The organism is Actinospica robiniae DSM 44927, from assembly GCF_000504285.1.
Taxonomy (GTDB): Bacteria; Actinomycetota; Actinomycetes; order Streptomycetales; family Catenulisporaceae; genus Actinospica; species Actinospica robiniae.
Window position 1 is genome coordinate 1,992,308 of sequence record NZ_KI632511.1, and the last position, 16,834, is coordinate 2,009,141.

At 73.4% G+C, this 16,834-nt stretch carries 4 protein-coding genes; all 4 read left to right on the forward strand.

What is annotated here, in order from left to right; all coding sequences use genetic code 11:
• Positions 1 to 96 precede the first annotated feature (96 nt).
• From ACTRO_RS08520 to ACTRO_RS08535, 4 genes are read left to right on the forward strand one after another with little or no spacing between them, the layout of a single operon-like run.
• Positions 97 to 10,971 (forward strand): non-ribosomal peptide synthetase, encoded by a 10,875-nt coding sequence (locus ACTRO_RS08520; protein ID WP_051450522.1) that lies wholly within the window; start codon positions 97 to 99, stop codon positions 10,969 to 10,971.
• A 2-nt stretch (positions 10,972 to 10,973) separates the two neighbouring features.
• Complete coding sequence (locus ACTRO_RS08525; RefSeq protein WP_034262608.1) at positions 10,974 to 11,198, forward strand: MbtH family protein; 225 nt, start codon at positions 10,974 to 10,976, stop codon at positions 11,196 to 11,198.
• Positions 11,195 to 13,174 carry a non-ribosomal peptide synthetase gene (locus ACTRO_RS08530; protein ID WP_051450523.1) on the forward strand — a complete coding sequence of 660 codons (1,980 nt, stop codon included), beginning with the start codon at positions 11,195 to 11,197 and terminating at the stop codon, positions 13,172 to 13,174. Before ACTRO_RS08525 ends, ACTRO_RS08530 begins: the two co-directional genes overlap by 4 nt.
• Positions 13,175 to 13,176: 2 nt before the next feature.
• Positions 13,177 to 16,833 (forward strand): type I polyketide synthase, encoded by a 3,657-nt coding sequence (locus ACTRO_RS08535; RefSeq protein WP_051450524.1) that lies wholly within the window; start codon positions 13,177 to 13,179, stop codon positions 16,831 to 16,833.
• Position 16,834 lies beyond the last annotated feature (1 nt).

Consider the following 16,834-nt stretch of genomic DNA (forward strand, 5'->3'; position numbering starts at 1 on the left):
ATGTCAGGCCCCGGACCACGCCGGCGAATCGGCGGCCGGCCTGGCTGTCGGCAAAAGTGCCGGATGGTGAACGGCCGGACTCGGGAGAAGCTCGCAATGCATGAAGACGATGTGGAGATCGAGGACGTATACCCGCTCTCGGCGCTCCAGGCAGGGCTGCTGTATGAGGAGTCGAATGTCGCGCCCGGCGCGGCTCGCCCTTATCTGGTGCAGCAGGTCGATCGTTTCACCGGAGCCATCGATGTCGGCATCCTGATAGCGGTCTACGAGTCCCTGGTGGACCGGCACCCGGCGCTGCGCACGGGTTTCGAGTGGGCCGGGGACGAGCCGCGGCAGCTGGTGCGGCGCGCGGCGCGGCTCCCGGTGACCCGTCTCGACTGGTCGGCGATCGCACCCGGGCGGCGCGAGGCCGAACTCGCCGCGCTCATCGAGCAGGACCGGCGCACCCCCTTCGACCCGGCGTGCCCGCCGCTGGCCCGGCTCACCGTCGTCAGCCTGTCCGGCACCGAGCTGCTCACCCTCTTCACCGTCCATCACATCCTCGTGGACGATCAGAGCCTGACCGTGCTCGACGCGGAGTTCGACGAGCTCTACCGCGCCGCGGTCTCGGACCGCGAGGCCGCGCTGCCGCCGGCTCCGTACTTCGCCGACTTCATCCAGTGGCAAGCCGATCGGCGGCGCGAGCTGACCGACGAGGACGCCCGGGCCGCTGCGGCGCGGTTCGCCGACCTCGCGCAGCTCGGCCCGCTCACGCTCGGCTCCGCGCGTTCGGCCGCCGCGTTCGAGCGGGTCACGCTGCGGATGACGGCCGAGGAAGAGGCCTCGCTCACCGGCTTCGCCCGCCGGGCCCGGGTCTCGATGAGTTCGCTGCTGCACGGTGCCTGGGCGTTGGTGCTCAGTGGCCTGACCGGCGGTGACGAGGCCGTCTTCGGTTTCACCGCGACCCAGCGGCCCAAGGCCGTTCCCGGCGTGGACCGCCTGGTCGGCGCCTGCATCGCGACTCTGCCGGTGCGTCTCGCGGTGGACCGCGCGGCCAAGGCCGGGGATTGGCTGCGCGGGGTGCAGCGGGAACTGGTGGATGCCTGGAGCGACGAGGCGCTGCCCTTCCTGGACGGCCGGCTGCTCGGTCGCCGCGGCGAGGACGCCGGGGCGCGCATCGAGTCGATCTTCGTGGTGGAGAACGGCACGGCCGTCATCCACGACCTGCCCGGCGTCGAGCGCACCCGCCTCGACTCGATCGGCTGGACCGGCTATCCCGTCGTCGTCGACGTCGGTTTCATCGACGGCCTGCACGTGGACGTCACGGTGGACGGGTCACGCGCCGACGCCGCGGCCGCCCGCCGCCTTGCCGAGCGCTTCCGGCACGTGCTTCACGCCCTGGCCGCGGACCGCGATGCCCTGGTGGGCACGGTCGACCCGCTGCTGCCGGACGAGCGCGAGCAACTGCTCCGCTGGGGGACCGGCGCCGCTCTGGCCGCCGACGCGAAAGGAGTCGCCGAGCGCTTCGAGCAGCAGGCCGCCCGCACCCCGGACGCGATCGCGGTGGAGTTCGAGGGGCGCAGTGTCTCCTACCGCCGGCTCGACCAACGGGCGAACCGCCTGGCGCGTACCCTTCGCGAGCACGGGGTGGGTGCTGAGGTATTCGTCGCCTTGGCGATGGAGCGCTCCGTCGAGCTCCTCGTGGCCTTCCTCGCGACGCTCAAGGCCGGCGGCGCCTACGTGCCGATCCCGGCGGCGTACCCGCTCGCGCTGGCCCGGGCAGTGCTGGCCGACCTCCAGCCGGCGGTGCTGTTGACCGACGCCGTCCATGTGCGCGGCGAGGTGGTGCCGGGGCTCGCGGACACCGGTCTACCGGTGATCGTGGTCGACGACGCCGACGCCGAGTCACCCGGCGACGACTCGGGCCTGGGCCTCGACTGCCCGCCGGATCAACTCGCCTACGTGATGTTCACCTCGGGGTCCACCGGAACCCCCAAGGGCGTGGCGATCACTCACGGGAACATCATCACCCTGACGGACGACGCGTGCTGGCGCAACGGCAACCACGACCGGGTCCTGATGCACTCGCCGCACTCCTTCGACGCCGCCACCTACGAGATGTGGGTCCCGCTGCTGCACGGCGGCACGGTCGTGCTGATGCCGCCCGGCGCGGTGGACACCGACAGCCTCACCCGTTGCCTGGAGACCGCGGACGCCACCGGCATGTACCTGACCAAGGCCATGTTCGATGTCTTGGTCGCCGAGTCGCCGCGCACCCTCTCGCTGGTGCGCGAGGTGTGGACCGGCGGCGAGGAGGCCTCGCTGCGCTCGATGAACACCGTCGGGCAGCTGTGCCCCGACCTGTCAGTCCTGCACGTCTGGGGGCCCACCGAGACCACCGTGTTCGCGACCTACCGCCTGGTGGGCGCCGGCGGCTACGAGGGTTCGGTCTCGATCGGCGCCCCGATGGACGACACCCGCGTCTACGTGCTCGACGGCGGCCTGCGGCTGCTGCCGCCCGGTACTGTCGGCGATCTCTACGTGGCCGGGCCGCGACTGGCCCGCGGCTACGTCAACCGTCCCGCCGTGACCGCGCAGGCCTTCCTGCCCGACCCGTTCGGGGAGCCCGGCTCGCGGATGTACCGCACCGGCGATCTGGCCCGCTGGAACGCAGAGGGCGAACTCGAGTTCGCCGGGCGAGCCGACGGCCAGGTGAAGATCCGCGGGTTCCGGATCGAACTGGGCGAGATCGAGACCGTACTCGCGCAGGCTCCGGGCGTGAGCCAGGCCGTGGCCGTGGTGCGCGAGGACCGCGCCGGGGACAAGCGGCTCGTCGCCTACGTGGTGCCGGCGGATCCGCATCCGGTCACGGGCGGCTCCTCCGAGAGCGCCGTCGATCTCGAGGCGCTGCGCGGATTCCTGGCGACCCGGCTGCCCGGCTACATGCTGCCCTCGGCGATCGTGGTGCTGCCCGGACTTCCGCTCACCGCACACCGCAAGGTCGATCGCAGGGCCCTGCCGGCGCCGTCGGCCGCACAGTCACAGAGTTCGCACATCGAGCCGAGCACGCCGGCCGAGGCCGAACTGTGCCGCCTGTTCGCCGACGTGCTCGGCATCGCGCGGATCGGTATCGACGAGGACTTCTTCGCCATGGGCGGGCACTCGCTGCTCGCCATGCAGCTGACCAACCGCATCCGCTCGGCCTTCCAGACCGAGATCAGCATCCGCGACCTGTTCCTCGGCGCGACGGTCGAGCAGATGGCCGCCCGGCTGCAGACCGCGTCGGCCGCCGGGGCGCGCCTGAAGCCCGCGGTGCGGCCGGATGTGCTGCCGCTCTCCCCCGCCCAGCGCCGGCTGCGCTTCCTGCATGCCTTCGAGGGCCCGAGCGCCACCTACAACGTGCCGCTCGCCCTCGAGTTGACCGGCACACTCGACACGCAGGCGCTGGAAGCCGCGGTCAACGACGTGGTCGCCCGGCACGAGATCCTGCGCACCGTCTACCCCGACTACCTCGGCGAGCCGCGTCAGCTCATCCTCGATCCCGAGCACGTCCACATCGCCCTGGAGATCGACGACGTCCCGGCCGCGCGGGTCGAGGAGTGGATCAATCGCCAGATCGGGCACTGCTTCGAGCTGACCGTCGAGCCGCCGATCAAGGCGCTGCTGCTGCGCTCCGAGGCGGACGCGGACCCGGACGCGCGGACGGCCACGCTGCTCCTGCTCACGCATCACATCGCCACCGACGGCTGGTCGATGGGCCCGCTGATCGCGGATCTGGGCACCGCGTACAACGCGCGCCTGCGAGATCAGAATCCTGATTGGTCCGCGCTGCCCGTGCAGTACGCCGACTTCACCCTCTGGCAGGCCGGACGCGTCGAGGACCAGCTGGAGTTCTGGCAGCGGGAGCTGGCCGGCCTGCCCGAGGAGATCGCCCTCCCGCTGGACCGGCCGCGCCCGGCCCAACGCGGCAACGACGGCGTGACGCAGCTGTTCGGCACCCGCCCCGAGGTGCACGACGCGCTTCAGGACCTGGCCCGCGCCAACCAGGCCAGCCTGCTGATGGTGCTGCAGGCGGCGATCGCGGCCCTGCTGCACCGGCACGGCGCGGGCGACGACATCCCGGTCGGCACCGTCGTGGCCGGACGCGACGACGAGGGCCTCGAGGATCTCATCGGCTTCTTCGTCAACACCGTCGTGCTGCGCACCGACACCAGCGGCAACCCCACCTTCCGGGAACTGCTCGGCCGGGTGCGCGAGGCCGACCTGCGCGCCTTCGCCCACCAGGACGCCCCCTTCGACCGGCTGGTCGAGCAGCTGGCGCCGACCCGCACGCCGGGCCGCCATCCGCTCTTCCAAGTGGCCTTCGCCCTCGACACCGATCAGGACCTGCGGCCGGAGCTCGACGGTCTCACCGCGCGCACGCTCGCGATCGCGCCGACCACGGCGAAGTTCGACCTGCACTTCACCTTCCGGCTCAGCCACGCCGCCGACGGCACGCCGTCCGGTCTCTCGGGTGAACTCACCTACGCCACCGACGTCTTCGACGCGGCCACGGTGCAGGGCCTGATCCAGCGTCTCGACCTGCTGCTCGCCTCGGTCGCGGCCGATCCCGACGAACGCATCGACGACATCGAGGTGCTCGACGCGGCCGAGCTCAGCCTGCTGACGTCAGGCCTGTGCGCCACGCCGGCGCCCGAGGACACCGGGACCATCCTGGACCTGTTCGGCTACGTCGTCGCCGAGGACCCGGACTCGATCGCGGTCGCGGACGGCACCGTGGAACTGAGCTACGGCGAGCTCGACCGGCTCGCCGGCCGCTTCGCCCGGCGCCTGGCGGACTCCGGCGTCGGCGCGGGCACCGCGGTCGGCGTGTGCGTGCCGCGCTCGGCGGCGGTGGCCGTGGCCGTGCTCGGCATCTGGAAGGCCGGCGCGGTCTACGTCCCGATCGACGCGGAGGCCCCGGAGGAGCGCTCCCGCTACCTGATCACCGACTCCGGCGCGCAGGTGCTGGTGGCGACGGCGCGCACCGCGGACCAGGCGAGCCGCTTCGGCCTGCCGGTGCTCACGCTCACCGAACTCGAGGATCCGGCGGACGGAGCGGCGGACCCGGCGGCGCCTCGGCCGCCGCATCCGGCCGAGCTCGCCTACATCATCTACACCTCCGGCTCCACCGGACGTCCCAAGGGCGTGGCCATCGAACACCGGAGCCTGGGCAACCTCGCCTACGCGGTGCGCCGCTGGTCCGGCCTGGACCGGCACGACCGGGTGCTGCAGTACGCCTCCTTCACCTTCGACGCCTCGATCTGGGAGTTCCTGCTCGCCTGGGGCGCCGGCGCGGTGCTGCGCATCGCCACCGAGCACGAGCGCGGCGGCGACGAGCTCTCCCGCGTCCTGGCGGACGAGCGGATCAGCTTCAGTACCCTGACGCCCTCGGTCGCGGCGCTCATCGGCGGCCCGGACGATCTGCCTGATCTCCACACCCTGATGCTGTGCGGCGAGGCGGTGCCGCCGGTGCTGGCCGACCGCTGGGCGGTGCCCGGACGCGTGCTGATCAACGGCTACGGCCCCACCGAGACCACGATCGCGGCAGGCCTGGCCGAGCTGCACGCCGGGGAGCCGATCACCATCGGCCCGCCGCCCGCGGGCGTGCGCGTCTACGTCCTCGGCGACAACCTGCGGCCCATGCCGCCCGGCGGCGTCGGCGAGATCTACATCGGCGGCGCCTCCACCGCGCGCGGCTACGTCGGGCGCCCGGCCCTGACCGCGTCCCGCTTCGTCGCCGACCCGTACACGAGCCACCCCGGCACCCGGATGTACCGCTCCGGCGACCTCGGCCGGGTCGACCGGGATGGCGCGCTCAGCTTCGCCGGCCGCGTCGACGACCAGGTCAAGATCCGCGGCGTGCGGATCGAGCCCGGCGAGATCGAGGCGGCGCTGGCCGAGCATCCGGCGATCGCACAGCCCTTCGTCGCCGTGCGCGAGGACCTCCCGGGGGACAAGCGCCTGGTCGCCTACCTCGTGCCGGCCCTGCCCCGCGCGGCGGCCGACGGCCCCGTACTCGACCTGGCCGACGTGCGCGAGTTCCTGGCCGCCCGGCTGCCCGCCGCGTTGATGCCGTCCGCGTTCGTGGAGCTGCCGGAGCTGCCGCTCACCGCGCACGGCAAGGTCGACCGCGCCGCGCTGCCCGCTCCGGTGGCGGACCGCGCCCGGGTGCATCGCAAGCCCGGCACCGCGCTCGAGGAGCTGGTGTGCGGACTGTTCGCGGAGACCCTCGGTCTGCCGGAGGTCGGCGTCGACGAGGACTTCTTCGTCCTCGGCGGCCACTCGCTGCTCGCGCTGCGACTGACCAACCGCATCCGCGCCGCCATGGAGACGGATCTGCGCATCCGCGACCTGTTCGAGTCGCCCACGGCCGAGGGCGTCGCCCGGCGCCTCGAGGCCGAGACGGCCCGCCGCAGCCGGATCGAGCCGATGCCGCGGCCGGACCTGCTGCCGCTCTCCTTCGCCCAGCGCCAGCTGCGGTTCCTCTACGAGTTCGAAGGTCCGAGCGCGACCTACAACCTGCCCATCGCGCTGCGCCTCGTGGGCGCGGTCGACCTCGAGGCGCTGCAGAGCGCGATCGACGACGTCGTCGCCCGGCACGAGGTGCTGCGCACCTGCTACCCCGGCGATCTCGGCGAGCCGCGCCAGCTCATCCTCAGCCCGGAACGGGCGCGCGTCGTCCTCGAGGTCTGCGAGGTGCCGGCCGGGCAGATCGGCGACCGGCTGCGGCACGAGGCGGAGCGGCCCTTCGATCTCGCGGCCACTCCCCCGTTCCGCGCCTTGCTGCTGCGCACCGCCCCGGACGCCGCGGTCCTCCTCGCCGTCGTGCACCACATCGCCACCGACGGCTGGTCGATGGGCGTGCTCCTCAGCGACCTGGGCGAGGCGTACAACGCCCGGCGCCGCGGCCGCGGCCCGCAGTGGGACGCCCTGCCGGTGCAGTACGCCGACTTCTCGCTCTGGCAGGCGGCCGAGGTGGACGACGGGCTGGAGTTCTGGCGGACGGAACTGGCCGGGCTGCCCGAGGAGATCCCGCTGCCGCTGGACCGGCCCCGCCCGGCCCAGCGCGACGGGCGCGGCGGCACGGTCGGCTTCGCGGCCGGGCCGGAGAGCCACCGCAGGCTGGAACAGCTCGGCCGCGACCAGCACGCGACCCTGTTCATGGTGCTGCAGACCGCGCTCGTCACCCTGCTGCACACGCACGGCGGCGGCGAGGACATCCCGCTCGGCACCCCGCTGACCGGTCGCACCGACGCGTGCCTCGAGAACCTCGTCGGCCTGTTCATCAACACCCTGGTCCTGCGCGCGGACACCGGGGGCGACCCCACCTTCCGCGAGCTGCTCGGCCGGGTGCGCGAGGCCGACCTGCGCGCCTTCGCCCACCAGGACGCCCCCTTCGACCGGCTGGTCGAGCACCTGGCGCCGGCCCGCAACCCGAACCGCAACCCGCTCTTCCAGGTGATCTTCTCGGTGGAGACCGGTCAGGATCCGGGCCCCGCGTTCGACGGGCTCGACGCGACGCCGCTCGCGGTCCAGGCCGAGGTGGCCAAGTTCGACCTCACCATCACCTTCCGCCCCCGGTACGGCGCCGACGCCGCCCCCGCGGGCCTGACCGGCGAGGTCAACTACGCATCCGACGTCTTCGACCGGGCCACGATCGAGGCCCTGGTCGAGCGCCTCAGCACGCTGATCGACGCGATCGGCGCCGACCCGGACGCCCGGCTCGGCGCGCTCGAGATCCTCCCGGCCGGCGAGCGCGACCGGCTCCTGGCGTGGGGCACCGGCCTCGTCACGGCCGCCGGCCCGCGCAGCGTGGCAGAGCGCTTCGAGCAGCAGGCCGCGCGCACCCCGGCGGCCGTCGCGGTCGAGTACGACGGCGCAACGGTGACCTACCGCGAGCTCAACCGGCGAGCCAACCGGCTGGCCCGGCTGCTGCGCGGGCACGGGGTCGGGCCGGAGGTGTTCGTCGCCGTCGCGATGGACCGCTCGGTCGACCTGCTCGCCGCCTTCCTCGCCACCCTCAAGGCGGGCGGTGCCTACGTGCCGATCCCGGCCGCGTACCCGCCGCCGCTGGCGCGGGCCGTACTCGACGACGTCAAGCCGGCCGTGGTGCTGACCGACCTCGTCAACGCCGGGCGCGAGGTCGTGCCCGCAATCGCGGCCACCGGCCTGCCGGTGATCGTGGTCGACGACGCGGACACGGCCCTGCCCGGTGACGCGGCTGACCTCGGCCTGGTGTGTCCGCCGGATCAGCTCGCGTATGTGATGTTCACCTCGGGGTCCACCGGCACGCCCAAGGGCGTGGCGATCACCCACGGGAACATCGTGGCCCTGGCCGACGACGTTCGCTGGCGCAACGGCAATCACGACCGGGTCCTGATGCACTCGCCGCACTCCTTCGACGCGGCCACCTACGAGATGTGGGCGCCGCTGCTGCACGGCGGGACCGTCGTGCTGATGCCGCCGGGGGCGGTGGACCCGCAGCGCCTGCACCACACGCTCAGCACCGGCCGGGTCACCGGGATGTTCCTGACCACAGCCCTGTTCGACGTGCTGGTGGCCGACGCGCCGGAGACGCTCTGCCTGGTCCGCGAGGTGTGGACCGGCGGAGAAGGGGTCTCGGTCCGGTCCATGAACCGGGTCGGACAGCTCTGCCCCGACCTCGCGGTCTTCCACGTGTACGGCCCGACCGAGACCACCGTGTACGCCTTGCACCACGCGGTGCGCGGCAGCGGGTTCACCGGCACGGTCCCGATCGGCGGTCCGCTGGACAACACAGTCGTCTACGTGCTCGACGATGCCCTGCGGCCGGTGCCCTCGGGCGTGGTCGGAGAGCTGTACATCGCCGGCGCCGGGGTGGGCCGCGGCTACGCCGACCGCCCCGGCCTGACCGCCGGCCGCTTCCTGCCCGACCCCTTCGGCGAGCCCGGCTCGCGGATGTACCGCACCGGCGACCTGGTGCGCTGGAACGCGCGCGGCGAGATCGAGTTCGTCGGCCGCGCCGACGGCCAGATCAAGCTGCGCGGCTTCCGGATCGAGCTCGGCGAGATCGAGGCGGCCCTGGGTCTGCACCCCGCGGTCGGCCGGCCCTTCGTCATGCTGCGCGAGGACCGGCCGGGCGACAAGCGCATCGTCGCCTACGCGGTCCCCGCCGAGCCGGACGCCGGCCTTGACCTGGCGGACCTGCGCGAGTTCCTCGCCGTGCGGCTGCCCGGCTACATGATGCCCTCGGCGTTCGTGGTGCTGCCGGAGCTGCCGCTGACCCCGCATCAGAAGATCGACCACAGGGCGCTGCCCGCGCCGGCCGCCGAAGCGCCCCGGACGCACCGCAGCCCTCGTACTCCGGTCGAAGAAGTGGTCTGCGGCCTGTTCGCGGAGACGCTGGGGCTCGCGCAGGTCGGCGTGGACCAGGACTTCTTCGCCCTCGGCGGCCACTCGCTGCTGGCTCTGCGCCTGACCAACCGGATCCGCGCCGCGTTCGCCGGCGAGCTGAGCATCAGGGACCTGTTCGAAGCGCCGACCGTCGAGGGCATCGCCAAGCGCCTGGAAGCCGCCGCCGCGAGGCAGGAGATCGAACTCGGCGTCCTGCCGCCGGTGGCGCGGGCCGAGACGCGGCCCGAGGTCCTTCCGCTCTCCTCGGCGCAGCTGCGGCTGTGGATCCTCAACCGCTTCGAGGGTCCGAGCGCCACCTACAACGTGCCGTTCGCGGTGCGGCTGACCGGCCCGCTCGACCCGCGGGCCCTGCAGGCGGCGCTGAACGACCTCGTCGCCCGGCACGAGACGCTGCGCACGCTCTACCCGGACCTGTTCGGCGAGCCGCGGCAGCTGATCCTGGCCCCCGAGGACGCGCTGATCGACCTCGAGGACTGCGAGGTCGCGGCCGAGCAGGTCGAGGCCAGGATCGAGCAGGAGATCGCGCACCGCTTCACCCTGGCCTCCGAGCAGCCAGTCAAGGCCCTGCTGCTGCGTTCGGCGCCGCAGGACGCGACGCTGCTCCTGCTGATCCACCACATCGCCACCGACGGCTGGTCCACCGGGCCGCTGACCCGCGACCTGAGCACCGCGTACAACGCGCGGCTGCTCGGGCGGGCGCCGGACTGGCCGGCCCTGCCCCTCCAGTACGCGGACTTCGCCCTGTGGCAGCGCGACGCCGCGGCCGAGGGACTCGAGCATCAGCTCGAGTTCTGGGCCGGGGAACTGGCCGGGCTGCCCGAGGAGATCCCGCTGCCGTTGGACCGGCCCCGCCCGGCCCAACGCGACGGACGCGGCGCCGTGGTCGGCTTCGAGCTGCGACCCGAACTCGGCGCCGCGCTGCGGGAGCTGGCCGGGCAGAACCAGGCGACGCTGCTGATGGTGCTGCACGCCGGCGTGGCCGCGCTGCTCGACCAGTGCGGCGCCGGCTCCGACATCCCGCTCGGCACGCCGGTCACGGGACGCGGCGACGAGGCTCTGGAAGACCTCGTCGGGTTCTTCGTCAACACCCTGGTGCTGCGCGCCGACACCAGTGGCGACCCCGGCTTCCGGGAGCTGCTCGGCCGTGTCCGCGAAGCCGACCTGCGTGCCTTCGCGCACCAGGAGGCCCCGTTCGACCAGCTGGTCGAGCGGCTGGCGCCGACCCGCACGGCGCACCGCAATCCGCTCTTCCAGGTCGCCTTCTCCCTCGTCCCCGACCTCGAGCAGGAGGACCCGCTGCGCTTCCAGGGCCTTGAGTCCCGAGCCCTGCCGATCGCGCCGAACACAGCGAAGTTCGATCTCACCGTCACCTTCCGGCCCGGCGGCGCGGCGGACGACGCGCTCTACGGCGAGATCGACTACTGCACCGACATCTTCGACCCGGCCACGGTGCACGGGCTGGCCCGACGGCTCGTCGGCCTGCTCGAGGCGGCCGCGGCACAACCCGAAACCCCGATCGGGCGCCTCGGCGCCCTGGTGAACCAGGAAGGCGAGTAATCATGCCCAGTCCCTTCGAGAACCAGACCAAGCAGTTCAACGTCCTGATCAACGCCGAGGACCAGCACTCGCTCTGGCCGCAGGACTATGCCGTGCCGGCCGGCTGGGAGCCCGTCTCAAGCGGCACCCTCGCCGAGTGCACCGCCTACGTGGACGCGCACTGGACCGACATGCGCCCGCGCTCGCTCAAGCTGGCCCAGGCCGCAGCGAACGGGAGCCGTCGGTGAGCCTGACGACCACGCAGACCGTCCGCGAGGACCCGGACCTGGACGGGTACCGCCGCGAGTGGGCGGACTCGGTCACCCCGGTCCCGGACGCGACCCTGCCGCGCCTGCTGGATCTGCGCATCGCGCAGACCCCGGACGCCGTCGCGGTGGAGTCCGGGGAGCAGACGCTCAGCTACGCGCAGCTCGGTGCGCACGTCGACCGGCTGGCCCGCCGGCTGCTCGACGCGGGCGTCGCCCCCGGCGACCCGGTCGCGGTGCTGCTGCCGCGCTCGACGCACCTGGTGGTCGCGCTGCTGGCGATCGCCCGCTGCGGAGCCGTGTACGTCCCGCTCGACGCCCGCGACCCGCTCGCCCGGATGCGGGGCGTGCTGGCGAACGCGGGGTGCGAACACCTGGTCGTGGACCACGCGACGCAGGACCATGAGGTCGCCGCCGGCCACAAGCCGGTCCGGGCCGACCTCGAGGGGTCCGCAACGCCGGGCGGATCAGCGGCCGAACACGTTCCGGATCTGACACAGGGCCCTGACTCGCTCGTCTACGTCATCCACACCTCCGGGTCCACCGGAGCGCCCAAGGGCGTCGCGGTCAGCCACCGCAACGTGGCCGCGTTCGCCGCCGACCGGATCTGGCGCAACGGCAACCACGAGCGGGTGCTGCTGCACTCGCCGCACGCCTTCGACGCCAACACCTACGAGCTCTGGGTGCCGCTGCTCGGCGGCGGCACGGTGGTGCTCGCCCCGGACCGGCTGGACGTTCCGCTGATGCGGAAGCTGGCGGGTACCGGCCGGATCACGGCGGCCTTCCTGACCATCGGCCTGTTCAACGCCCTGGCCGCGGCCGACCCGACCTGCTTCCGCGGGCTGCGCGAGGTGTGGACGGGCGGCGACGTGGTCTCCCCGGAAGCTCTGGCCAAGGTGCGCGACGCCAACCCGGGCATCACCGTGTACGGGGTCTACGGCCCCACCGAGACCACCACGTACGCCACCTGCTACCGGGTCGGCGCGCACCTCGATCCGGCGCAGAGCGTCCCGATCGGCAAGCCGATGGACAACACCCGCGGCTACGTGCTCGACGAGCGCCTGGAACTGGTCGCTCCGGGCGAGGCGGGCGAACTGTTCCTGGCCGGCGCGGGTGTGGCCCGCGGCTATCTCAACCAGCCGGGCCTGACCGCGCAGCGCTTCGTCGCAGACCCCTTCGGGGCGCCGGGCGAGCGCATGTACGCGACCGGCGACCTGGTCCGGCGGGAGGCGGACGGCAACCTCCGCTTCGTCGGACGGGCCGACGGCCAGGTGAAGATCAACGGCTTCCGGATCGAGGTCGGCGAGATCGAGGCGGCGCTGGTCGGGCACCCGGCCGTGCGCGAGGCCGTCGCGATCGCGTCCAAGACCGCGGACGGCGGCGGCCGGATCCACGCCTACGTGGTGACGGCGCCGTCCACGGCGCTCGACAGTGAACTGATACGTGAGCACCTGTCCGCGCGGCTGCCCGGCTACATGGTCCCGGACGAGTACTCCTTCCTGCCGGAACTGCCGCTGACGCCGAACGGCAAGGTCGATCGCAGACGACTCGCGGCCACCCCGCCGCCCGTGCGGCAGCCGGCTCCGGTCGGGCCGGTCGCGACCGGCCCGACCAGCGTGGCCGAGCCCCGGCCGTCCCTCGACGAGACCGAGGCGAAGGTCGCCGCGCTGTGGAGCCTGGTGCTCGGCGTGGAGCAGATCGGGCTCGACGACAACTTCTTCGAGTGCGGCGGCACCTCGCTCAAGCTGATCGGCCTGCATGCGCGGCTGTGCGCCGAGTTCGGCGTGGAGCTGCCGATCCAGCGCCTGTTCGAGATATCGACCATCCGGGCCATCGCCCGCCACCTCGCGCCCGACACGGCCTCGGCGAACTCGGCCGCGGCCGAGCGGCGCGCCGACGTGGACGAGAGGGCCGCGGCCCGCCGCGAGCAGATCCGGCGCAGGGCGGAATGGAGATGAGCATGGATACCGACGGCAGGATCGCCGTGACCGGCATGGCCGTACGGCTGCCCGGCGCGGCGGACCTGGCCCGCTACTGGAGGCTGCTGCAGGCCGGCGCGGAGGGCATCACCCGGCACGGCGAGGCCGAGCTGCTCGCCGCGGGCTACGACGCGCAGACCATCCGGAGCAGCGAGTTCGTCCCGGCCGGCGGCGCGCTGCCGGCGGCGCGCGCGTTCGACTGGTCCTACTTCGGCTACAGCCGGACCGACGCCGCCCTGATCGACCCGCAGCAGCGCGTCTTCCTGCAATGCGCGGCCGAGGCCCTGGACGACGCCGGCATCGACCCGACCCGCTTCGCCGGCTGGATCGGCGTATACGGGGGCAGCGACAGTCCCGAGGACGGGCTCGACGACCTGATCGACCCGCTGCTGCGGGCCATCGGACGCAACCAGGACTTCCTGGCCACGCGGGTCGCCTACAAGCTCGGGCTGCGCGGCCCGGCGTTCACCGTGCAGACGGCGTGTTCGACCTCGCTGACCGCGGTGCACCTGGCCGTGCAGAGCCTGCTCTCCTACGAGACGGACGCGGCGCTGGCCGGCGGGGTCGGCCTGGCCTCCGCGGGGAGGATGGGCTACACGTACGTGGAGGGCGGCAGTCTCTCCCCGGACGGGCACTGCCGCTCGTTCGACGCCCGCGCCCTCGGCACGGTGCCCAGCGAGGGCGTCGGGATGGTGGTGCTGCGGCGGCTGGAGGACGCGCTGCGCGACGGCGACCGCATCGCCGCCGTCATCCTCGGGTCGGCCGTCAACAACGACGCCGGGGACAAGATCGGGTTCACCGCCCCCTCGGTCTCCGGGCAGCGCGAGGCGATCCTGCTGGCGCAGAAGGTGAGCGGCGTCGACCCGGCGGACCTCGGCTACATCGAAGCCCACGGCACCGCCACCCCGATGGGCGACCCGATCGAGGTGCAGGCGCTGACCGACGCGTTCCGCCGCTCCACCGACGCCACCGGCTACTGCGGGCTCGGCTCGGTCAAGAGCAACATCGGCCACACCGGGGCCGCGGCGGGCGTCGCCGGGCTGATCAAGACGGTGCTGATGCTCGAGCACCGGGAACTGGTGCCCTCGCTGCACTTCACCGAGCCGAACCCGCGGCTGCAGCTCGAGGACTCGCCGTTCCGGGTGACGACCAGGCGGACGCCCTGGCCCGAGCGGGGCACGCCGATGGCGGCGGTCAGCGCCTTCGGTCTCGGCGGCACCAACGCGCACGTGATCCTGCAGGCGCCCCCTTCGCGCGACCGCCCGGCCGGGCGCCGCACCGCGCGCGTGCTCGGCCTGTCCGCGATGACCGGCACCAGCCTCGACCGGATGCGCGGGAACCTCGCCGACCATCTCGAGGAGCACGGCGAGACAGAGCTCGGCGACGCGACGCAGACCCTGGCCCGCCGCCGCCAGTACGAGCACCGGGTCGCGGTGGTCGCCGCGGAGCCGGGTGAGGCCGCCGAGGCGCTGCGCGTCGCGGCGCCGTCCCCGGGCAAGCGCGCGCTCGGCAAGGTGGCGTTCCTCTTCCCCGGCCACGGGGTCCTGGACCACGCCGCGGGGGCCGCCGCCTACCGGCTACTGCCGACCTTCCGGACCTGCTTCGACGAGATGGCCGACGCCTTTCAGGCCGGCCCCGGCGTCGACCTGGCCCCGGTCGTGGTGCCGGGGGCCGGCGACGCGGAGTGGTTCTCGCCCCCGGCGCACCAGCACGCGGGCCTGCTGGCCCTGGGCTACGCGCTGGCCAAGCAGCTGATCGAGTGGCGCGTGTGCCCAGCGGGCATGATCGGCAACAGTATCGGCGAGTGCGTCGCCGCCACCGTGGCCGGGCTCTGGACGCCCGCGGAGGCCGCGGCCGTGGTGCATACCCGGGCCGTGGCGGCGCAGAACACGAAGCCGGGCCGGATGATCGCGGTCAAGGCTCCGGTGGAGGAGGTCCTCCGGCGTATCGCCGGGTTCGACGGGGTGGGCGTCGCGGTGGCCGGACCGGGCACCGCGGTCATCTCAGGGATCGAAGCGGCCATGGACGCGCTCACGCTCACCGACGCGCTGGACGGCCTCGACCTCACCGTGCTCGATGCCCCGGCGGCCGGCCATTCCGCCGCGATGGAGCCCGCGGCGCGGGAACTGCGCGCGGCGCTCGCGCGGGTGACCACCCGGGAGCCGGGGCTGCCCTTCGTCTCCAACCTGACCGGGCAGTGGGCCCGCCCGGAGGCCGTGCTCGGCGCCGACTACTGGGCGGACCAGCTGTGCCGCACGGTACAGCTGGAGGCCGGTATCGCGACCCTGATCGATGAGGGCTGCGACACCTTCATCGAGCTCGGCCCCGGCACGTCGATGTGCGGATCGCTGCGCCGGCACCGGGACTGGGATCCGGAGCGCTTCGTGCTGCCGATGCTCGGCCGGGCCGCCGAGGACCGCGACCGCAGCCTGCTGCGGGCGATCGGCGCCCTGTGGGAGCGCGGCGCCGAGATCGACCTGGCCGCGGTGACCGGCGACAGTCGGGCACCGGTGTGCTCGCTGCCTCCGTACGCCTTCGACGCACAGGACCCGCGAGCGGACTGGGTCTTGGCCGCGCCGGCCGAGAAATCGGCGGATTCCGGTGCACCGCACCAGGACGACGTGGCCGGGCTGCCGACCCTGGAGCTCCTGTGGCGCCAGGCGCTCGGCGTCTCCTCGGTCCGCGCGGAGGACGATTTCTTCGCCCTCGGCGGGGAGTCGCTCATGGCGGTCAACCTCGTCAACCAGATCCGCAGGCACTGGGGCGTGCGGGTGACCGCCGCCGAGTTCCTCAAGAGCCCGACCTTCGCCACCCTGGTCCGGCTGGCCGGCCCGGCCGCGGCGCAGGCGCGCACCCGCGCGGAGGCGGCCACCTCGGCTGCGTCGACCGGTCTGGTCACCTTGCGCGAGGGCACCGGGCGACCGGTGTTCTTCGCCGCCGACGTCCTCGGCACCTCCTCCAGCTATCTGGTGCTGGCCGACCTGCTCGAGACGGACCGCCCGGTCTGCGGGCTCGAACAGACCGAGCGCCCGGGCCGTTTCCCGCGACTCGAGCGGCTCGCTGCCGAACAGGTCGCGCTCGCCCGACAGGCCCAGCCCGAAGGCCCGTACACCCTGGCCGGCTGGTCCTTCGGAGCCGTACTCGCGCATGAGATGGCCCGTCAGCTGATCGAGGCCGGACAGAGCGTGGACCTGCTCGTCTGCCTCGACGGACAGGTCCGGGGACGGCGCGGCCGGCCGCTCGGCGCCAGCCCCGCGGTGCTGCGCGACGCCGTCACCCTGCAGGTGGGCGTGGCACTCGGCACCGGGCCGCTCGGCGCCCGCATCCGCAGACTGCCCGAGCTGCGCCGCCGCTTCCTGGCCAACGCCGGCGCCCTGCTGCGCTACCGGCCGAAGCCGGCGGCCTGCCGCACTGTGCTGTTCAAGGCGGAACCGGGCGACGCCGGGCGCAGCGCGGCGATCGAACGCGGCCTCGCCTCGCTCTACCGGGAGGTCCGGGTCGAGCCGGTGGCCGGCGACCACTGGTCCATGCTCGCCGAACCGCACGCCCGCGGCCTCGCCGCCCGGATCAGTGCCCTGCTTCCGCATGACACCCCGCGCCCCGCCGCGGCCACCGCCGCGTCCACGACAGGAGATTGAC

Bases quoted from the DNA above. Each gene is read 5' to 3' on its own strand.
- ACTRO_RS08520 (WP_051450522.1), top strand. From the start codon at position 97: ATGCATGAAGACGATGTGGAGATCGAGGACGTATACCCGCTCTCGGCG.
- ACTRO_RS08525 (WP_034262608.1), top strand. From the start codon at position 10,974: ATGCCCAGTCCCTTCGAGAACCAGACCAAGCAGTTCAACGTCCTGATC.
- ACTRO_RS08535 (WP_051450524.1), top strand. From the start codon at position 13,177: ATGGATACCGACGGCAGGATCGCCGTGACCGGCATGGCCGTACGGCTG.